Genomic DNA, 18853 nt, shown 5'->3' on the forward strand with positions numbered 1-18853 from the left:
TTTGGGCGAAGGGGCCGCGCCATTCCGGCGCACTCCGCTCCAGGACGGCGCGGCCGGACTGTTCCATTGCGGCGCGGCGTTCCACTCCGGCGCCCCCGTCCTCCTTATGTTCGCTTGACCCGAGGGCACGCCTTTTTATATTTGACCAGTCCGGTCCACATTCATGTGGGCTGGTGTGAGTCCCCTGCGGCGCGCCTCGCTGAAGGCGCCGGGGCGCGGGGGCGGTGGAAGCCCCCTACAGGAAGGTGTTGGACCCAATGGTGAAGCTGCCGATCTACATGGACTACCACGCCACCACGCCGCTGGACCCGCGGGTGCTGGAGCTCATGCTCCCCTACCTGCGCGAGGACTTCGGCAACGCGGCCAGCCGCAACCACGTGTTCGGCTGGAAGGCCGAGGCGGCGGTGAAGAAGGCCCGCCAGCAGGTGGCCGAGCTCATCGGCGCGTCCGAGCAGGAAATCGTCTTCACCTCCGGCGCCACCGAGTCCGACAACCTGGCCATCAAGGGCGTCATCGAGTTCTACAAGTCGAAGGGTGACCACATCATCACCCTGAAGACGGAGCACAAGGCCATCCTGGACACCTGCAAGCGCCTGGAGCGCGTGCGCCAGGAGCGCCTGGACGAGCTGAAGGCGCTGCGCCTGGGCGAGCTGTCCGGGCAGGACGTCACCGAGGACAACCTCGCGGAGCTGGCGGCGAAGTTCGACGTGGAGAACGACGCCGTCTACCAGAAGTGGGCGGAGCGCCCCACCGGCGGCGCGCGCGTCACCTACCTGGACGTGGAGCCCGATGGCCGGGTGAGCCTGGAGAAGCTGGCCGCGGCGATGACGCCGAAGACGGTGCTCGTCTCCATCATGTTCGCCAACAACGAGATTGGCACCGTGCAGCCCATCGCGGAGATTGGCGCCCTCTGCCGCTCCAAGGGCGTGCTCTTCCACTGCGACGCGGTGCAGGGCATTGGCAAGGTGCCCTTCGACGTGGAGGCCATGAAGGTGGACCTCGCGTCCATCACCGCCCACAAGATGTACGGGCCCAAGGGCGTCGGCGCGCTCTACGTGCGCCGCAAGCCGCGCGTGCGCATCGCCCCCATCATCGACGGCGGCGGCCACGAGCGTGGCATGCGCTCCGGCACCCTCAATGTCGCGGCCATCGTCGGCTTCGGCGCGGCGGCGGAGCTGGCCAGGAAGGAGCTGCCCGACGAGGCCGCCCGCATCCTCCGGCTGCGCGAGAAGCTCCGGAAGGGGCTCACCGACGCGCTGGACATGACCATCATCAACGGCTCCATGGAGCACCGGCTGCCGGGCAACCTCAACATCTCCTTCGCCCACGCCGAGGGCGAGTCCCTGATGATGGGCATCAAGGACGTGGCGGTGTCCTCCGGCTCCGCCTGCACGTCCGCCTCGCTGGAGCCGTCCTACGTCCTGCGCGCGCTGGGCGTGGACGAGGAGCTGGCGCACAGCTCCATCCGCTTCGGCCTGGGCCGCTTCACCACCGACGAGGAAGTGGACTACGTGGTGAAGCTGGTGGTGGACAAGGTCCGCAAGCTGCGCGAGATGAGCCCCCTCTACGAGATGGCCAAGGAAGGCATCGACCTGAAGTCGATTGAGTGGACGGCGCACTAGCGCCTTCCGAGTGAACGGCGCATTAGCCCGTCTTTCCAGGCATACAGCGGAGCGCATGGCCCCTCGCACGGGGGGCATTGCCCTCCGGAACCTTTGGTGCGAAGCATCCGTTGAAGGAGTCGACATGGCTTACAGCGACAAGGTCATCGACCATTACGAGAACCCCCGCAACGTCGGGACGATGGACAAGGAAGACCCCAACGTCGGCACCGGCCTGGTGGGCGCGCCCGCCTGCGGTGACGTGATGCGGCTCCAGCTGAAGATCACCGACGACGGTCGCATCGAGGATGCGCGGTTCAAGACCTTCGGCTGTGGCTCGGCCATCGCGTCCTCGTCGCTCGTCACCGAGTGGGTGAAGGGCAAGACGGTGGACGAGGCGATGACCATCTCCAACAAGGACGTGGCCCGCGAGCTGTCGCTGCCGCCGGTGAAGATCCACTGCTCCGTGCTGGCCGAGGACGCCATCAAGGCGGCCATCGAGGACTTCAAGAAGAAGCGCGCGGCGCGCCAGGCCAAGGCGTCCTGAAGCGGGCGAGGGAGAGAGGGACACCATGAGTGAGCAGGCGACCCAGGAGACGACGCAGCGCCCGGCGCCTGCCACCGCGCCCGCGGCGAAGCCCGCCCCCAAGGGCATCACCATCGCGGACAGCGCGGTGGCCCGGCTGAAGGAGCTGCTGGAGCAGCGCCAGACGCCCGAGGCCGGCCTGCGGCTGGCCGTGAAGGGCGGCGGGTGCTCGGGCCTCCAGTACTCCATGGAGTGGGCCGAGAAGTCCCGCGAGCGCGACAAGATTTTCGAGAAGGACGGCGTGCGCGTCTTCGTGGACCCGAAGAGCTACCTGTACCTCATCGGCACGGAGCTGGTGTTCGAGCAGACGCTGATGGCCTCGGGGTTCAAGCTGAACAACCCCAACATCAAGGCCGCCTGCGGCTGCGGCGAGAGCTTCTCCGTCTGACCTTGAAGCTCCCCCTCCCACGGCGGGAGCCACCGTCACCCGGGCCCGGCCAGCTGCCGGGCCCTTTTCGTTTGTCACCCTTCTTGGAGAGCCCCCTGTGAGGACCCACTTCGACGTCTTCGGGCTGCCGCGCGCCTACGACGTGGACGTGCCGGCGCTGGAGAAGCTGTACCGCGAGCTGTCGCTGCGCTGGCACCCGGACCGGGTGGCGCAGGCCGACGCGCGCGAGCGGCTCAAGGCGCTGGAGGGCACCACCGCCCTCAACGAGGCCTTCAAGACGCTGAAGGACCCGGTGCGCCGCGCCTTCTACCTGCTCAAGCTGCACGGCATCGACCTGGACCGCGAGGACGCGGGCGCCCAGAAGGACATGCCGCTGGAGTTCCTGGAGGAGGTCATGGAGCTGCGCGAGGCGCTGGACGGCGCCATGGAGAAGAAGGACCTCCCCCGTGCGCGGGCCATGGCCACCGACGTGGCGGCCCGGAGCAAGGCGGCGCTCGCCGAGGCGGCCGGCGCCCTTCGCACCCTCGAAGGGGGTGGCGGGGGAGCAGACCTGGTGAAAAAGGCATCGCACGCGCTGGGGCGGGTGCGCTACTTCACGCGCTTCCTCGAGCAGGTGGACGCGTTCGAGGAGGAGAGTCTGTCTTGAGCAAGAACGGCTACCTGCAGATCCACGACCCGCTGAAGCCCAAGGGCCAGGCGGTGGGCATCGACCTGGGCACCACCAACTCTCTCGTCGCGGCGGTGGTCCAGGACAAGCCCCGCTGCGTCCCGGTGGACGAGGGGGACTCGCTGCTATTGCCCTCCGTCGTGCACTACGCGAAGGACGGCGGCGTGGTGGTCGGCGCGCGGGCCCGGCGCCTGGCGCCCGAGCACCCCACCGACACCATCGCCTCCGTGAAGCGCTTCATGGGCCGCAGCCCGGACGACGCGGAGACGCGCAAGCTGGGCCACTACCGCTTCGTCCCAGGCGCCAAGGTGGTCCGCTTCGACGTGGCCGGCGGCACGCCGGTGACGCCGATTGAAGTCTCCGGCGAGGTGCTGCGCGCCCTCAAGCGCCGCGCGGAAGCGCACTTCTCCACCAAGGTGGAGCAGGCGGTCATCACCGTGCCCGCCTACTTCGACGACGCCCAGCGCCAGGCCACCAAGGACGCGGGCCGGCTGGCCGGGCTGGAGGTGCTGCGGCTGCTCAACGAGCCCACCGCCGCGGCGCTGGCCTACGGCCTGGACAAGGGCAGCCAGGGCACCTACGCCGTCTATGACCTGGGCGGCGGCACCTTCGACGTCTCCATCCTCAAGCTGGAGGACGGCGTCTTCGAGGTGAAGTCCACCGGCGGCGATTCCGCATTGGGCGGCGACGACTTCGACCGCGCCATTGCCCAGCACGTGCTCCAGGCGATGGGCGTGACGGAGCCCGGGCCCTCGCTGGTGGCGGAGGTGCTGGCGGCCTCGCGCAAGGCGAAGGAGGCGCTCACCGACGCGCCCGAGGTGCAGCTCACCGTGGGCGGCCACACGCAGACGGTGAAGCGCGCGGACTTCGACACGTGGATTCAGCCGCTCGTGCAGAAGACGGGGCTGGTGTGCCGGCGGGCGCTGAAGGACGCGGGCGTGACGGCGGCGGACCTGGACGGCGTCGTCCTGGTGGGCGGGGCCACCCGCGTGCCGGCGGTGCGCCGGTACGTGGCGGAGGTGTTCGGCCGCGAGCCGCTGGGTGACATCGACCCGGACCAGGTGGTGGCCATGGGCGCGGCCGTGCTGGCCAACCTGCTCACCACGGTGAACCGCCAGGATGACGTGCTGCTCCTGGACGTGATTCCGCTGTCGCTCGGGCTGGAGACGATGGGCGGCATCACCGAGAAGCTGATTCCTCGCAACTCCACCATCCCCATGGCGGCGGCGCAGGTCTTCACCACCTTCAAGGACGGGCAGACGGGCCTGGACGTGCACGTGGTGCAGGGCGAGCGCGAGCTGGTGCAGGACAACCGCAGCCTCGCGCGCTTCACGCTCTCCGGGATTCCCCCGCTGGCGGCGGGCATGGCGCGGGTGGAGGTGCGCTTCAGCGTGGACGCGGACGGCATCCTCTCCGTCAGCGCGAAGGAGCAGAGCACCGGCGTCAGCCAGTCCATCACCGTCAAGCCGAGCCACGGCCTCTCCGACGAGGAAATCGAGCAGATGCTGCTCGACTCCATCGACCACGCGGAGGAGGACATCCAGGCCCGGCAGGTGCGCGAGCAGCGCGTGGACGCCGAGCGCGTCCTCGCCGAGGCCGAGCGCCAGCTGCGCGAGCACGGCGACCTCCTCCAGGAAGGCGAGCGCCCCGCCATCGACGCGGGCATGGCGCGCGTGCGCGAGCTGATGCAGGGTGAGGACCACCTGAAGCTGAAGGAGGCGGTGCACACGCTGGACGAGGCGTCGCGGCCCTTCATCGAGCGGGTGATGAACCAGGCCATCACCCAGGTGGTGGCCGGGCACTCCGTGGAGGAGTACTGACGTGCCGAAGGTGACCTTCAAGAGCCCCCTGGCCGAGGTCAGCGCCGACGTGCCCACCGGCACCACCCTGCTGGACGCCGCCGAGTCGTGCGGCGCCCAGGTGGGCCACAGCTGCGGCGGCGTCTGCGCCTGCTCCACCTGCCATATCTGGGTGCGCAAGGGCCTCGACTCGCTGAGCGAGCAGACGGACGCGGAGGCCGACCGCCTGGACATGGGGTTCGACGTCCGCCCGTACTCCCGGTTGAGCTGCCAGACGGAGCTGGGCACCGAGGACATCCAGGTGGAGATCACCGAGGAGTCCCTCACCGCCTTCATGGACGAGAACCCCGCCCTGCGCCGCGCGCTCGAGGCCGAGGGGAAATGGCCGCTGAAGAAGTAGGGTTGTTACGTAGTGCTTGACGGGGCGGAGCAGGAAATCTATATGTCCCGCCCATCGCAGCGCGGCACCAGGCGCTGCACGCAGCAAAGCCCCACCCGCCCAGGTGGTGGAATTGGTAGACACACTAGATTCAGGGTCTAGCGCCTGCAAGGGCATGGAGGTTCGAGTCCTCTCCTGGGCATGAAGTTGATAAGGGGTCCCGGTTTCCGAACCGGGGCCCCTTTTCGCTTTCTGGAGGTTGCTCTTCTGCGCCCCCGCTCAGGGCGGCGCGGGCTCCACGGCGTCGTGGGCCACGTGGTGCGCGGCCTCGCGCGCCAGGCTGCCGCCCTTGCGCAGGTCGCGAATCCGAATCTTCCGCACGTGCACGGACCAGGCGCCCACGGCCACCTGGCTGATGACGGTGCCCAGGTGGGTGAGCGTGGAGAAGGCCGCGGCGTCCTCCGGCGTGGCGCCCAGGCTGCGGGCCGCCCAGCTGGTGACGAAGTAGTAGAGGCCCATGCCGGCCGGCACGCCGGGGAGAGACTGGCCCAGGGAGATGGCGCCCAGCACGACGGCCCCCGCGAAGAGGCCCCCGCTGATGCCAATGCCGTGCAGGGCCATGCCGTAGGCCAGCGCGGAGGCCATCACCGGGCCCACGGAGAAGACGAAGACGCGGGCCATGCCGATGAAGGAGCGCGCGGTGCCCAGGCCCTCGCTCAGGTGGTGGAGGAAGCCCTCCAGCCGGGGCAGCTTGTGGCGCCGGTGCAGCGAGTGCGCGAGCGGCGCGGACCAGTGGGCCAGCAGCACCACCAGCGCCACCAGGCCGATGCAGAGGGAGACGGCCACCTTCAGCTCGCCCTGGAAGCGGGACAGCGTCCCCCCGAAGGGCCCCAGCAGCGACGCGGAGACGAGCATCATCAGCGCGGCGAACTCCATCAGCTTGCACACGCCCACCGAGCCCAGGCAGCGCAGGAAGGGGATGCGCTGCGTGCGCGACAGGAGGAACGAGCGCATGACGTCGCCCAGCTTCCCCGGCAGCGCGTTGTGCACGAAGGCGCCAATCGCCACCAGGTGGTAGCGCTCCTTCAGCGGCACCGGCCGGCGCAGGGTGCGCTGCCACTGCACCGCGCGCAGCGGAATCACCGAGGCCTGCAGGAGGAAGAAGGGCAGCAGCCACACGAGGTGGCCGGGCAAGTCACGCACGAACTCGCCCAGCGGGAAGCGCGGCTCGAGCAGCGGGCCCGCGCCGCGCAGGTTCCACCGGAAGAAGGCCGTGGACAGGAGGACGACGGACAGCACCAGCCCCAGCACCGCCAGCAGGGCCTTGATGAGCGCGCGACCGCCGCTCCCGCGCGTGGCTCTCATTCCCCTCCCCCTCACAGCACCAACCTGAGGGCTGGCGCCGGGTCCAGGTACGCTTCCGCCAGTCGCTCGTGCAGCTGCACGCAGTGGCCCAGGCCGGACAGGTCCACCGGCGCGTTGGCCGGCCACGCCACCAGGCTGTTGGCCTCCGTGCGCGTCAGGCCGCCGTGCGAGCCGAACTCCCACGCGAAGCCCACGGTGCCGCCTCGCTGCACCGCCTCGCCGAAGAGCACCACGTCACCCGCCGTCGTCATGGAGGGCAGCACGCGGAGGAAGTCCGCCACCGCGCGCCTGCTGAACTCGGGGGACAGCGGCGCGCGCTCCAGTTCGTCCGGGCCGTACGCGCCGCCCTTCACCACGGCCACCGCGGAGTTGCCCCGCCGCATCGCGACGATGCCAATCTCCGGGCTGCGCGTGACGCGCGCGAGGACCTGGGGGAAGCGCGCGAGCAGCTCGCGGGCCTCCAGCGGCTGGCGCTCACCGGAGAGGTACACGTGCGCGAAGTTGCCGCACTCCATGACCACCGGCGTGAAGGGCGCGCGCGGGGTGGTGTCCGGCTCGGGACGGACGCGGCCGTCGCAGAGGCCCCGCACCACGTCCTCGGAGAGCGGACTCCCGTCGCCGCCTTCCAGCAGCCACTGCTCCAGGCGCTGTCCCTGGCGCCGCTCCAGCGGCAGGCTGTCCACGTGCCCGTGGTCGGAGAGGATGACGACGTCGTAGGGCCGCTCCACGGTGCGCGCCACCGCGTAGAGCTCCGCGAGGTACGTGTCCACGCGGTGCAACTCGTCGAGCGCCAGCTGCGAGCGGGGCCCGCGGCGGTGGGCCACCTCGTCGTAGTTTCCGTAGACGAGGTAGACGGCGGGCACGCCGCGCACCATGTCCACCAGCGCCTTGGTGTGCGCGAAGCTCCAGCCCAGCCGCTGCAGGAGGACGCGGCTCATGAGGAAGCCCTGCTCGTGGCGCCAGTCGCGGATGGAGCGCGCCCAGTGCCGCACCTCGCGCGCCGCGTGCCACGTGTCCATGCCCAGCGAGCGCAGGTAGGAGAAGAGGCCGCGCGTGCGCGCCGCGGACAGGCCCATCATCTCGTAGGAGAACGAGCGGGCCATCAGCTTGAAGCTGGCCAGCGTGCTCATGCTGAGCGCGTTGTTCGCCCCCGCGCGGAACAGCGAGAAGTACCCGTGTCCGCCGCCGTCGAGCAGGCTGGTGCGCCCCGCGCCGCGCAGGCGCCGGTCGATTTCGAGCGCGTCCGCCGGCGTGTTCATCTGCACCTTGCGGCCCAGCTCACGGTCGTACCAGGAGTATGCGGGCAGGTTGGAGTGCCGCATCCCGTACAGGAGCCCCGCCTGGAAATAGGGCGTTGACGTCGGCGCGCCCCAGAACGCGTCTTCCAGGTGAAAGGTGCCAGAGCGGACGAGGCTCGAGAAAAACGGCATCCGTCCGGCGACAATGGCCTCGTCCAGGAGGGTCTTCGGCACACCGTCGAGGTGCACGATGACCACATTCCTGGGCCGGCGTTGTGGTGACGGCGGAACCTTTGAGCCAATACGACGTACCAGGCCGTTGGCCCACATGTGCATGGCTGGCGTGATGACACCGCTCACGTTGACGCCTCCCCTCCCCCGCGAGGCAAAATGAGCACTCGGGGGGCCGCTCGCCTTCGCCAGCAGCCAGGTCTGCTGGTGGGTAGGCAAGCAGCCCGGGCCGTTCCGCAGTTCGGGATGTTTTCGTTCCTCTGACAGTTCAGAGCGGCCCCCCAATGCTCATTCCCGCCGTCCTCATCCTCGCCAACCTGGCCGCCGCCCCGGTGGCGCCACCACAGCCCGCGCCCGGGCTGCCGCCCGCGAAGAAGGAGTCCGGTGTCGACGCGATTGCGTTGCCGCTGGTGAGCTTCAACTCGGACCACGGCTTCGGCTACGGCGGCGTGGGTGGCATGTACCTGTACGCGCCGGGGAAGACGCCGTACGCGCACGCCATTGGCGCGCAGGTGTTCTTCAGCACCCGTGGCGTGCAGACGCACTACCTGCGCTACGACGGGCCGCAGCTCATCGGCCCGCTGCGGCTGGAGGGGCGCCTGGAGTACCGGCGGGAGATGCGCAGTCCCTTCTTCGGCGCGGGCAACAAGTCCGCCCCGGACTTCCGCGGCGATGAGGACGACCCTCACTACAACTTCGACAAGGGCTCACCCGGCTTCTGGGTGCGCCTGCGCGGGCGGCCCTTCGGCCTGACGCACCCGCTCCAGTCGTACGTGGGCTACGGGTGGCGGCACACGAGCGTGGACTCGGAAGAGGCGTCCATGCTGTCGAAGCAGAAGCCGCTCGGCATCGAGGGTGGCTCGACGGGGCAGCTGCTGGCGGGCGTGCTCTGGGACACGCGCGACGACGAGTCGGACCCGACGGAGGGCGGCGTGGAGGAGCTGGCGCTGCGCGTGTCGGGCAGCTCGACGGGGAGCCGGTACCAGTACGCGGGCATCACGCTGAGCGAGCGGCGGTACATCAAGCTGTCGTCGCGCCTGACGCTGGCGCACCGGCTGACGTTGGACATGCTGTTTGGCGACGTGCCCTTCTTCGAGTGGAGCAACACGGGCGGCGTCAACGTGTCCGAGGGCATCGGCGGGATGAGCAGCGTGCGCGGTATCGAGCGCAACCGCTTCTCGGGGAACATCAAGGCGTTCAGCAACACGGAGCTGCGGTTCCAGGCGGCGAACCTCCAGATGTTCGGCCAGAGCATGAGGCTGGGCGCCGTGGTGTTCATGGACTTCGGCCGCGTGTGGCACCCGGGCGTTCCGGACGGCAAGTGGTACGAGTGGCACCCGGGAATCGGCGGAGGCGTGCGCCTGTCACGCCGGGCCGCCACGGTGCGCGCGGACTACGCGCGCTCGACGGAGACCGGGCGTGGACGGCTCTACCTGACGTTCGGGCACATGTTCTGAGCCGGTCCGCGGTTTGGCTCGGCTACAGCTTCACGCCGGCCACCCGCTCCAGCACGGTGCGGATTTCGTCCTCGTTGGCGCCAGACTCCCTGGCGAGCTTTGTCGCGGAGAACGTCACGGCCGCCGTGGACGCCGGGTACTTCGAGAAGGTGCCCACGACGATTCCGAGCTGACCGGGCCACGGGAGCGCCGCCAGCTCACGACTCCGCCGAGCGGGGTCGAGAACGGTGAAGCACGGCCACGAGGGAAACCGCAGGGTGCTGGCGTCACAGCCGATGAACCGGCACCCGTCGAGTTGTGCGCCGGTGAAGTCGCAGTCCTCGATGCCCCCCGCTTCGGAGTCTGGCCAGCGGCCGAAGTCATTGCCACTCAGCGTGCCCGTGAAGCGACAGCCCTTCACGAAGACCTCGTCCCAGCGGAAGTGCTTGAGCGGCTTCTTCACCTCGATGGAACAGCCGATGAGGCGTGTCCTGGCGATGGTCAGCGCGCTGGCGGGCACGCCGATGACGAGCGTGCAGTTCCGCAAGGTCAGGTGATGACCGAGGTAGTAGTGCTCGGTCTTGCTGGTCAGCTCGAGCCGCTCGTTCTCGAGCTCTGTGTCGCGGAACTGAATCATGGAGCCTCGATCCGCTGGCGCGCTCAGAAGGTGATCATCCGGAACAAGACGTCCGCCATGCGCTGTCCGTGCAGGGCCAGGTTGGAGGCCGTCCCGGAGAGAACTTCGTATCTGTACCCTGTTGCAGGATCAACGGCGTCGACACCGGTCCGGCTCCACCGCAGCTCAGGGAATTGCCTCCTCAACTCCCCCTCCACGAAGCGGCCTCTGGACTGCCGTTCCAGCAATCGAGCCAGCCACGTCTTGCCCTGGGCTGCGGCACGCTGGATGGCGATGAGCTCATCGGCGTCAGGACCTCGCGCGCTCCAGCGCTCTGCGCTGCGGGCAGCAGCGGCCTGGAGCCTGTCTCCCACGGGGTCCGCCGCCGGGAGTTCCTTCAACGGCTTGTTCGCGGGCACGTGCCAGCGCTGGCCGTTGGTGACCACCTGCCGGTTACCGCCCTGGTGCCGGATGAGGGTGGTGACCGCGGCCTCTGACTCCGCGGCAGCCGCTCCCGCCCGGCCCCCCGGACTCTTCATCAAGACGGAGAAAGTACCCTCGGACGAAACAGCCACCGACTCCACCTCGGCCACCGTCGCGAGCCGGAGTCCTCCCTGTGCCTCGGCTTGCACAGCCGCCTGCGTGAAGCCGGGCAGCTTCGGCATCAGCTTCGCCAGCTTCGGCACCGCGCCACCGAGGGCCGCCGTGGCCACCATCACCAGCACGCGCGCGGTGTTCTCGCCCATCACCCGGCTGAACTTCTCTCCGGCCTCACTCAGCTCGTCGAAGGTGGAGGCCCGGTCGGCGTCCTCCACCAACTGCACCCAGCCGCGCATCAGGCTCCACAGCGTGTCCACGCCCAGCCAGCCCAGCAGCACCACCGTCATCCCAGCGGCGATGGTTTTGGAAAGAGGCTCGGGCAGTGCCCACAACAGCAGGTAGACGACGACCGTCCACACCAACAGGGCCAGCACGGCGGAAGGCTGCACCATGCCCTTGAGCGCCCCAGTCGTCTCCGCAAGAACCGAGCCCAGGGAAATCGCCAGGGCCAGCGCATACCGGTCGTCCCCGCGCACGGTGGGCCCGTCCACCAGCAGGCTCAGGCAGTCACCACCGCCTTGCGTGCGCTGACACCAGCGCAGGTACTCGCGCGTCAGCTCCGCTTCGGTGCGCGACGCGGTTGCACTCACGTCCACTGGCGACATCCGAAGGACGTGTTCGCCTTCCTCCTCCGATGGGGGCCCAGCCACTTGCGTTTTCGCGAACAACCGCCGGGCAGCCTCCTGGGGCGGCGCGGCGAGCCGGGCTTCGCGAGCCAGCCTCTTCACTGCCTCCGCGAAATCGTCTTCATCCACAACCACCGGCGCCACAGGTGCGCTTCCTGGAGACAGGACGCTCAGTCCGTAACGAGCCGTCTCGGAGCTTCCCTCGCCGACAGCCTCCGAGGAGCGTGAGACACGGGGAGTGCTGCCGCAGGCGGTCAGCAACACCATGAGTACGGCCCCCATCTGTCGGAGCGTCATGCAGGATCCTCCAGCCGCGAAAGGGCATGACGCTATGGCAGCGCGTGATGGATGAGGACGATTCCCGAAGTCCTTCGCATGCCCCTGGTTGCGACGGTAGGAAGTGCCGGGACCTCCAGCGTCCCGATGGCGCGTAGGACTCCACACGCGCCACCGAGTCCGGACATCAGATGTACTCGTCGACCCAGTCGAACATGCGGTGGTTGGCGACGGCCTGCGCGCCTTCCTGGCAGTGCAGCTGCCCGGTGTCCTCCTCGGTGAAGAGCAGGTAGTCCTTGGGGCACGTCAGCGCGTCGAAGAGCAGCTTCGCCTGTCCCACGGTGAAGGCCTCGGCGGTGCCGTCCATGACGAGGGTGCGGCAGCGGATGCGCTCGACGACGGGCACGTTGGTGAACTCACGGAGCTTGAACAACAGGTCCGACGGCGAGCTGGCGCCGTGCTTGGACATCGAGTCCCGCATGTACCAGCGGTACAGGAACACCGCGTCCATCAACTGCGCCATCGCCGCGTCGAATGCCTGCGGGTCCTGGTCGAGCAGCGGCATGACCTCCGGGAAGTACATGTTGAACTGGTCGAACGAGGCCTGCCCCCAGTCCAGGACGCCGGGATTCGGAATCAGCAGCTTGATGCGCCGCTCGAAGGCGGCCGCGCGCGGCACGAGCGCCCCGCCCATGCTCCAGCCCAGCAGCGCGATGCGTCGGTCATCCACGCCCGAGATTCGCGTGGCGAAGTTGATGACGGGGGTGATGACCTTCTCCCAGTCCGGCCGGAAGGCGAGCCCCTGCGCGCGGACGGCCATGCCCTGCCCCGGCGCATGCACGATGAGGCAGTGGTAGCCGCGCTCCAGGGCGGCATCAATCACATACTTGGACTCCTCGGGCCAGGCGTCGCGCCCCTGCTGGAAGACGAGCAGCGGTGCGTGGCCGTGGGCGCAGGGGCTTCGGAAGAAGTAGCCGGGCAGCGTCGTGTTCTCGTACGGAATCCGCACGGCGGTGGCCGGAATCCGAAGCAGTGAGATGGCCTTGTTGTACGCGTCCACGGCCTTGCGTCCCGTGGCCAGCACGCTCGGGTGGCCGGGCTCGGGATGGTGAATCAAGGCGGCGCGGTAGTAGTTGGCGGCACGCAGGTACGCATTGCCGGCACTGTGCCGGCGGCCCTTCGCCTGGCTCGCGTCGCCCATCATGCGAATCCGGTCGGCCGTGCTGACCCACTCGGTGGGCCAGCTCCAGTCGTCTCCGGGGACGATGCGGCGCGCGGTGTCGAGCACTTCGCTGATGTCCGACTGGGCGCTGTACGTGCCCGCCAGGAAGTGCAGGAGCTGACTCTCCATGATGGGGTCTTCCATCAACCCCAGCTCGTACCAGGGCCGCGGCTCGGCCCCGGGCGACACGGAAGTAGAACGAGGCGCCGCGCTGGCGGGCGTCGCGCGGAGGAGCGCGAGGCCCCCGGTGAGGCCAAGACTGGCCTGGAGGAGGGAGCGACGGTTCAGCATGGTCTGAAAACCTCTCGGAAGGAGCGTTTGACGTTCAAACCCCGAAGGCGTTCGAACCTGTCACCCGCGCATTTTCCGAGCCGCTCAGCCCAGCGCGTCCAACCAGTTGCGCAGCCGCGCATCCACCTGCGCCTCGCCACGCACACCGGGCTCCGCGTCCAGGGTCAGGGTGTGGAAGCCACGCGCCTCCAGGCCCTTGCACAGCTCCGCGCGAACCTGCACGTCCGGTGCGAACAGGATGCACCCGTCCCCGCCGCCCGCGCCGGACAGCTTCCCCGCGCAGCCGTACGCCGCCGCCATCGCGAGCACCCGGCGCATCCCTTCCGTCTCCAGCGGGCCCAGCTCCAGCAGCAGCTCGTGCTGCGCCTTCACCGCCTCGGAGAAGGCACGGAAGTCTCCACCCCCGAGGCCATCCTCAATCACCTGCCCGAGCGCATCCGAGCGCTCCACGAAGGCCCGCCGCCCCGCCTCCGCAAGCCTTGCCTCCACCTGCGCAATCAGCACCCGCGTGGACGCGCTCTCCCCCGTGAAGGCATACGCCATGGACACGCGAGGCACCGCCAGGCGCCACACGTCCACCGACGGGGACTCCGCCAGCGCCGCGCGCAGCCGGCCCGCGTTGCTCGCTTCAATCAGCGGCGCCACGTCATAGCGCCGGTAGCGCAGCAGCCCTCCGGCGAAGCTCGCCGCCACGTCCCCGCCACTGCCCTTCCCGCCCTGCCCCAGCGCATGCGCCGCCAGCGCGAGCTTCAGCGCGTCGTAGCGCTCCTCCAGCACGTAGCGCGCGCCTTCCGCCGCCAGCACCGTCGCGCACGCACTGCCACCCATGCCCAGCTTCTGCCCGTTGGGCCCCACCGCGGACGGCCCCACCGCCAGGTCGAAGCCCGGGCTCGCGCGGCCGTGCGCGCGCAGCGCCTCGTCCAGCGTGCGCGCCACGAAGGAGAACCCCGCCGGCACCTCGCGCTCCCAGCGCACGCCCAGCGGAGTGGTGCTCCCGCCCAGCGTCCCCTCCTCCAGGCACACGTGCACGCGGGCGTCATGGCGCCGCCGCACATAGGCCGCCGTGCGAGGCGCCACCGCGGCCACGCGAGACACCCCGCCCCACAGCACCGCGTACTCACCGGAGACGAACAGCTTCCCCGGAGCGGAGAGGGCGCGCTCCATCAGAACAGGTGCTCCGCCTTCAATTCCGCGTCACCGCCCGGCACGCACCGCACCACCTCGAGCGCACCGCAGGCGCGCGCCAGCGCCTCGGCAGCCACCTCGTGCGCCGCGTCCGTCAGCAGCACCGGGTTGGGGCCCGCGTCCAGGGTGAACCACACCGGCATGCCCTTCTTCCGCTGCTCGCGCAGGTGGTGGATGAGCGCCAGCGTCCCCGAGCTCAGGTAGCAGAGCGGCGGGTTGGCCGCCATGCTCGTCGCGTGCATCCGCCACGCGTTGCGCTCGCACAGCTCTCCCAGGGCCTGCAAGTCCCGCCGGGAGATGTGCTCGCGCGCCTGCGGAATCTCCTTCTCCGCGTCCTGCACCCACGCCGGGTAGTACGGGCTGGTGTCCACCGTGTGCTTCATCCCGTCCCGCGACTTCACCTCCTTCTCGCCGCGGTCCAGGATGGCCACCACCATGCGCACGTCGGGCCACCAGGCCGCGTCGAAGCGCTGCACCGCGAAGCTGTCCTCGCCGTCAGCGCGCTCCCCGCGCTGCCACTCGCAGAAGCCGCCCTGCACGCTGCGGCACGCCGAGCCGCTGCCCAGGCGCGCCAGGATGCTCGCCGCCTTCGGCTCCACCGGCAGTCCCGCCGCCGCGCGCCCCGCCACCGCCAGCGCCGCGAAGCCCGCCGCGCTGCTGGCCAGCCCCGCCGCCATGGGGAAGTCGCCGCGCGACACCACCTTCGCCGGACCCAGGTCCTTCTTCGCCGCCGCGCGCACCGACTCCAGCAGGCGCAGCACACGCTCGCGCTCGCTGCCCCGGGCCGTGTGGCCGTTGAGCTCCACGGCGTCGTTGCCCACGCCGAACTCCACCGTCGTCGTCACCGACAGCGGCGACAGCGTGAGGGACAGGCTGGACTGATGCGGAAGGATGAGCGCGTCGTCCCGCTTCCCCCAGTACTTCACCAGGGCGATGTTGGGATGCGCGAGGGCAGTCGCTTTCATGAGTGGACTCACAACGCCCGCGGACCCGCGAGCTGGCTGCTGAAGCAGCGCACGCCGAGCCGGGTGAGCTTCGTCACCGCCGGCCCGGGTTCGAGGAACAGGCCGATGACGGCCCCACCATCTCCGCCGGCCCCGGTGAGCTTGGCGCCCAGCGCCCCCAGCCCCCGCAGCCGGTACACCATCTCTTCCAGCGGCGGGGACGACAGCCCCAGCGCCGCCAGCAGGCCCTGGTTGACGTTCATCGCGTCCCCCAGCGCCTCCAAATCACCCGCCTCCACCGCCCGCGCGCCCTCGGAGGCCACGCGGCCAATCTCCGTGAACAGGCGCGTGTACCGCTGGGGCCACCGCGCCTGCCGCTCGCGCAGCGCGCCCACCGTCGCCTTCGTCGGGCTGCGCTCACCCGCGAGCGCCACCACCACGTGCAGCGGCTCCGGGCTGTCCACCCGCCGCCCCTGGCCCACCGTCGTGCCCGGCTTGCGGCGGTAGAGGACGAGCTGCTCCTGGGCGCTGGTGGTGTGGTCCACGCCGGACGGCGTGCCGTGGAACTCCTGCTCCATGGCCCACGCCACGCGCGCGGCGTCCTTCGGCGTGGGCTCCTTCCCCGCCGCCTTCAGCAGCAGCCGCGCGCACGCCACCGACAGCGCGGCGGAGCTTCCCAGGCCCACGGCCAGCGGCAGGTCCGCGTCCAGCGTCACCTTCACCGGCGGCGCACCGGTGGCCTCCGCCGCGCGGGCGAAGGCGGCGGTGAGCTGCGCGCGCTGCGGACGGCTCAGGTTCGACGGCAGCGAGAGCTGGCACTGCTTCGCCGGCACCCCGCGCGCCGTCACGCCCTGGGACAGCGGCCCGGCCAGCGCCGGGTGGCCGTACACCACGCTGTGCTCGCCGAGCAGGATGACCTTGCCGGCGCCGAAGGCCGTCAGGGGTGGAGAGCGCGGGGCCACGGGCTCAGCCGTTGGTGCCGGTGGCGGCCGCGGCGTCCTCGGCCGGGAGGCTGGCGAGCAGCTCGCGGGCCTTCTCCACCTTCACGTGCCCGGCCTTCACCAGGAGGTTGGCAATCTTCTCCACCCAGTGGCCGCGCGCGCCCGCCGTCACCGCCACGCAGCGCGCGTGCAGCGCCATGTGGCCCTTCTGGATGCCCACGCTGCCCAGCGCCCGCAGCGCCGCGAAGTTCTGCGCCAGGCCCACCGCCGCGAACACCATGGACAGCTCGCGCACGTTGGTGGTGCGCATCAGCTTGAGCGACATCTGCACGCCCGGGTGCACCTTGATGGGGCCGCCCACCGTGCCCAGCGCCATGGGCAGCTCGATGCGGCCCACCAGGTGGCCCTCCTCCAGGTACCACGTGGAGAGCGGACGGTACTGCCCGCCGCGGCAGGCGAACGCGTGCGCGCCGGCTTCAATCGCGCGCCAGTCCTGACCCGTGGCGATGGCCACCGAGTCGATGCCGTTCATCACGCCCTTGTTGTGCGTGGCGGCGCGGTACGGGTCGGCCTCCGCGAAGCGACTCGCCTGGGCGATGCCCTCGGCAATCTCCTCACCCGGCATGTTGAAGTCCGCCAGCTGCGCCAGCGGAATGCGGCACATCGCGCGCGCCAGCCGACGGTCCGCCAGGTTGGAGAGGATGCGCAGGTACACCTTGCCGCCGGTGATCTGCTCGATGAGCGGCGCCACGCCCTCGGCCACGGTGTTGATGAGGTTGGCCCCCATCGCCTCCTGCGTGTCGATGAGGACGTGGACGATGAGCAGCGGCTCGCCGCGCGGGCCTTCCGGCGCCGGCAGCACGCGGACCTCCACGTCCCGGGCGCCACCGCCGCGCGCCACCATGGACGGGTGGAAGCTGTTGGCCAGCGCGAGGATCTGCTCCTTGTGCGCGAGGATGTTCTCAGTGGCCGTCGTCGGGTCGCCGTAGCGCGTCACCTGGATCTGGCCGATCATCAGCGACTCGTCGGCCTCGGCGGTGAAGCCGCCCGCCTCGCGGACGATCTTCGCGGCGAAGGACACCGCCGCGACGACCGACGGCTCCTCCACGGCCATGGGCACCAGGTAGTCGCGCCCGTTGACCTGCATGTTGAGGCCCAGGCCCAGCGGCAGGGAGAAGGTGCCCACCGCGTTCTCGATCATCTGGTTGGCGAGCACGGGCTCCAGCGACTCCGTGCCGCGCAGTTGCAGCAGTTCCTCGGGCGTGAGCCGGAACATCCGGGCGAGCTGCGCGAGGCGCTCCTCCATCGGCAGCTTGTGGAACCCGGCGAGCCGGGACGTCACGGTCTCAGACATGTTCTTCCTTCTCCACTTCGGCGCGGCACTGCTCTACAGGGCCGCCAACCAATCCTTCAACTCTCCAGTCACCACCCGGGGCCGCTGCCGCAGTTCAGCGCAGCTTCTGCTCCCCGTCAGGACGAGCGCCTGCCGCAGGCCCGCGAGGATGACTCCCAGCGCCGCCTCCGCACCCTCGTACCCACCCGCCTGCTGCGCGCGGAACAGCGGCAGCGCCATGCCCGCCAGGTCCGCGCCGAGCGCGAGCACCTTGGCCGCTTCCAATCCCGTCCGGATGCCTCCGCTTGCCACCAGCCGCACGTCCGGGCCCACGGCCCGTCGCACGGTGGCCAGGGCCGCCGCGGTGGGGATGCCCCACGCGCTGAACTCGGCCCCCAGCTGCGCCTGCATGCCCGACGCGCGCAGCTGCTCCACCCGCACCCACGAGGTGCCACCGAGGCCGGACACGTCCAGGTTGCGCACGCCCAGGTCCGCCAGGCGCCGCCCCACGTCCGGGCCGATGCCGCACCCCGTCTCCTTCACCAGCAGCCGGTCGCCGAAGGCGCGCACCAGCGCCTCCACCACGCGGTAACCCCCGCGGAAGTCCCGGTCGCCCTCCGGCTGCGTGAGCTCCTGGCCCGCGTTGAGGTGCAGCGCCAGCCCGTCCGCGCCAATGGCGTCCACCAGCCGCCGCGCCCCGTCCACGCCCAGCCGCACCGCCTGGTACAGGCCGATGTTGCCCAGCAGCGCCACCGTGGGCGCCACCTGCCGCACCTGGAACGACGCCGCCCGCGACGCGTCCTCCGCCATGGCGCGCTGGCTGCCCACGCCGAAGGCCAGCCCGTGACGCTCGGCCAGCATCGCCAGGTCGCGGTTGACGGCGCCGGCGCGCTCGGTGCCCCCCGTCATGCCCGTGACGAGCAGCGGGGCGCGCAGCGTCTTCCCGAGAAACGGCGTGCGCAGGTCCACGTCCTCCACCGCCATCTCCGGCATGGCACAGTGGACCAGACGGACACACTCCAGCAGGGTGCTGTTCTGGCCGGGCTCGACGTCCCCCGTGGCGCACAGGTCCAGGTGGGCATCCTTGCGCCTGGCTGTGATGTCATCGCCCATGGTGCTCGAACCCGGT

General features: G+C 70.2%; 17 protein-coding genes and 1 tRNA gene. 8 read left to right on the plus strand and 10 right to left on the minus strand.

Annotated elements, in window-relative coordinates:
- Positions 1-260 precede the first annotated feature (260 nt).
- From ACX9TP_RS32985 to ACX9TP_RS33015, 7 genes are all read left to right on the plus strand, one after another.
- Positions 261-1622: an IscS subfamily cysteine desulfurase gene (locus tag ACX9TP_RS32985; RefSeq protein ID WP_482982259.1), complete on the plus strand. Its 1362-nt coding sequence runs from the start codon at positions 261-263 to the stop codon at positions 1620-1622.
- A 124-nt stretch (positions 1623-1746) separates the two neighbouring features.
- Positions 1747-2148: a Fe-S cluster assembly scaffold IscU gene (iscU, locus tag ACX9TP_RS32990; protein ID WP_163998403.1), complete on the plus strand. Its 402-nt coding sequence runs from the start codon at positions 1747-1749 to the stop codon at positions 2146-2148.
- Between the two features lie 25 nt (positions 2149-2173).
- Positions 2174-2575 carry a HesB/IscA family protein gene (locus tag ACX9TP_RS32995; RefSeq protein WP_482974615.1) on the plus strand — a complete coding sequence of 134 codons (402 nt, stop codon included), beginning with the start codon at positions 2174-2176 and terminating at the stop codon, positions 2573-2575.
- Between the two features lie 97 nt (positions 2576-2672).
- Complete coding sequence (gene hscB, locus ACX9TP_RS33000; RefSeq protein WP_482974616.1) at positions 2673-3221, plus strand: Fe-S protein assembly co-chaperone HscB; 549 nt, start codon at positions 2673-2675, stop codon at positions 3219-3221.
- Positions 3218-5062: a Fe-S protein assembly chaperone HscA gene (gene hscA / locus ACX9TP_RS33005; protein ID WP_482974617.1), complete on the plus strand. Its 1845-nt coding sequence runs from the start codon at positions 3218-3220 to the stop codon at positions 5060-5062. The genes hscB and hscA overlap by 4 nt, the downstream gene beginning before the upstream one ends.
- A 1-nt stretch (position 5063) precedes the next feature.
- On the plus strand, positions 5064-5441 hold the full coding sequence (locus ACX9TP_RS33010; protein ID WP_482974618.1) for a 2Fe-2S iron-sulfur cluster-binding protein: 378 nt from the start codon (positions 5064-5066) through the stop codon (positions 5439-5441).
- 97 nt (positions 5442-5538) lie between these two features.
- A tRNA-Leu gene (locus ACX9TP_RS33015) sits at positions 5539-5622 on the plus strand.
- Between the two features lie 77 nt (positions 5623-5699).
- On the opposite strand, the gene ACX9TP_RS33020 is transcribed toward ACX9TP_RS33015, so the two are convergent.
- On the minus strand, positions 5700-6785 hold the full coding sequence (locus ACX9TP_RS33020; protein ID WP_482974619.1) for a lysylphosphatidylglycerol synthase transmembrane domain-containing protein: 1086 nt from the start codon (positions 6783-6785) through the stop codon (positions 5700-5702).
- 11 nt (positions 6786-6796) lie between these two features.
- The gene (locus ACX9TP_RS33025) at positions 6797-8359 is read right to left on the minus strand and encodes an alkaline phosphatase family protein (protein WP_482982260.1); all 1563 of its coding nucleotides are present in this window, start codon (positions 8357-8359) and stop codon (positions 6797-6799) included.
- 179 nt (positions 8360-8538) lie between these two features.
- Here ACX9TP_RS33025 and omp85 point away from each other — a divergent pair, with 179 nt between their 5' ends.
- Positions 8539-9711, plus strand: coding sequence for an Omp85 family outer membrane protein (gene omp85, locus ACX9TP_RS33030; protein WP_482974620.1), 1173 nt, complete (start codon positions 8539-8541; stop codon positions 9709-9711).
- 22 nt (positions 9712-9733) lie between these two features.
- On the opposite strand, the gene ACX9TP_RS33035 is transcribed toward omp85, so the two are convergent.
- From ACX9TP_RS33035 to fni, 8 genes are all read right to left on the minus strand, one after another.
- Positions 9734-10327, minus strand: coding sequence for a hypothetical protein (locus ACX9TP_RS33035; RefSeq protein ID WP_482974621.1), 594 nt, complete (start codon positions 10325-10327; stop codon positions 9734-9736).
- A gap of 23 nt (positions 10328-10350) precedes the next feature.
- Entirely contained in the window at positions 10351-11829 is a 1479-nt protein-coding gene (gene sitA5 / locus ACX9TP_RS33040) for a SitA5 family polymorphic toxin (RefSeq protein WP_482974622.1), read from the minus strand.
- A 166-nt stretch (positions 11830-11995) separates the two neighbouring features.
- The gene (locus ACX9TP_RS33045) at positions 11996-13159 is read right to left on the minus strand and encodes an alpha/beta hydrolase family protein (protein ID WP_482974623.1); all 1164 of its coding nucleotides are present in this window, start codon (positions 13157-13159) and stop codon (positions 11996-11998) included.
- Positions 13160-13405: 246 nt separating this feature from the next.
- Positions 13406-14485: a mevalonate kinase family protein gene (locus ACX9TP_RS33050; protein WP_482974624.1), complete on the minus strand. Its 1080-nt coding sequence runs from the start codon at positions 14483-14485 to the stop codon at positions 13406-13408.
- On the minus strand, positions 14485-15471 hold the full coding sequence (mvaD, locus tag ACX9TP_RS33055) for a diphosphomevalonate decarboxylase (RefSeq protein WP_482974625.1): 987 nt from the start codon (positions 15469-15471) through the stop codon (positions 14485-14487). Before mvaD ends, ACX9TP_RS33050 begins: the two co-directional genes overlap by 1 nt.
- Positions 15472-15479: 8 nt before the next feature.
- The gene (gene mvk, locus ACX9TP_RS33060; RefSeq protein WP_482974626.1) at positions 15480-16412 is read right to left on the minus strand and encodes a mevalonate kinase; all 933 of its coding nucleotides are present in this window, start codon (positions 16410-16412) and stop codon (positions 15480-15482) included.
- 4 nt (positions 16413-16416) lie between these two features.
- Positions 16417-17745, minus strand: a complete 1329-nt coding sequence (locus ACX9TP_RS33065) for a hydroxymethylglutaryl-CoA reductase, degradative (protein WP_482974627.1) — start codon at positions 17743-17745, stop codon at positions 16417-16419.
- Between the two features lie 33 nt (positions 17746-17778).
- Positions 17779-18837: a type 2 isopentenyl-diphosphate Delta-isomerase gene (gene fni, locus ACX9TP_RS33070; RefSeq protein ID WP_482974628.1), complete on the minus strand. Its 1059-nt coding sequence runs from the start codon at positions 18835-18837 to the stop codon at positions 17779-17781.
- Between the last annotated feature and the right edge of the window lie 16 nt (positions 18838-18853).

The sequence above is a fragment of the Pyxidicoccus sp. M15 genome (genome assembly GCF_056858435.1).

What these genes read in the sequence shown, in the direction of transcription:
- mvaD (WP_482974625.1), bottom strand. Translation starts at nt 15,471, where the DNA reads ATGAAAGCGACTGCCCTCGCGCATCCCAACATCGCCCTGGTGAAGTAC.
- omp85 (WP_482974620.1), top strand. Translation starts at nt 8,539, where the DNA reads ATGCTCATTCCCGCCGTCCTCATCCTCGCCAACCTGGCCGCCGCCCCG.
- ACX9TP_RS32995 (WP_482974615.1), top strand. Translation starts at nt 2,174, where the DNA reads ATGAGTGAGCAGGCGACCCAGGAGACGACGCAGCGCCCGGCGCCTGCC.
- ACX9TP_RS33025 (WP_482982260.1), bottom strand. Translation starts at nt 8,359, where the DNA reads ATGCACATGTGGGCCAACGGCCTGGTACGTCGTATTGGCTCAAAGGTT.
- ACX9TP_RS33035 (WP_482974621.1), bottom strand. Translation starts at nt 10,327, where the DNA reads ATGATTCAGTTCCGCGACACAGAGCTCGAGAACGAGCGGCTCGAGCTG.
- ACX9TP_RS33050 (WP_482974624.1), bottom strand. Translation starts at nt 14,485, where the DNA reads ATGGAGCGCGCCCTCTCCGCTCCGGGGAAGCTGTTCGTCTCCGGTGAG.
- fni (WP_482974628.1), bottom strand. Translation starts at nt 18,837, where the DNA reads ATGGGCGATGACATCACAGCCAGGCGCAAGGATGCCCACCTGGACCTG.
- ACX9TP_RS33020 (WP_482974619.1), bottom strand. Translation starts at nt 6,785, where the DNA reads ATGAGAGCCACGCGCGGGAGCGGCGGTCGCGCGCTCATCAAGGCCCTG.
- ACX9TP_RS33045 (WP_482974623.1), bottom strand. Translation starts at nt 13,159, where the DNA reads ATGGAGAGTCAGCTCCTGCACTTCCTGGCGGGCACGTACAGCGCCCAG.
- ACX9TP_RS33065 (WP_482974627.1), bottom strand. Translation starts at nt 17,745, where the DNA reads ATGTCTGAGACCGTGACGTCCCGGCTCGCCGGGTTCCACAAGCTGCCG.
- sitA5 (WP_482974622.1), bottom strand. Translation starts at nt 11,829, where the DNA reads ATGACGCTCCGACAGATGGGGGCCGTACTCATGGTGTTGCTGACCGCC.
- iscU (WP_163998403.1), top strand. Translation starts at nt 1,747, where the DNA reads ATGGCTTACAGCGACAAGGTCATCGACCATTACGAGAACCCCCGCAAC.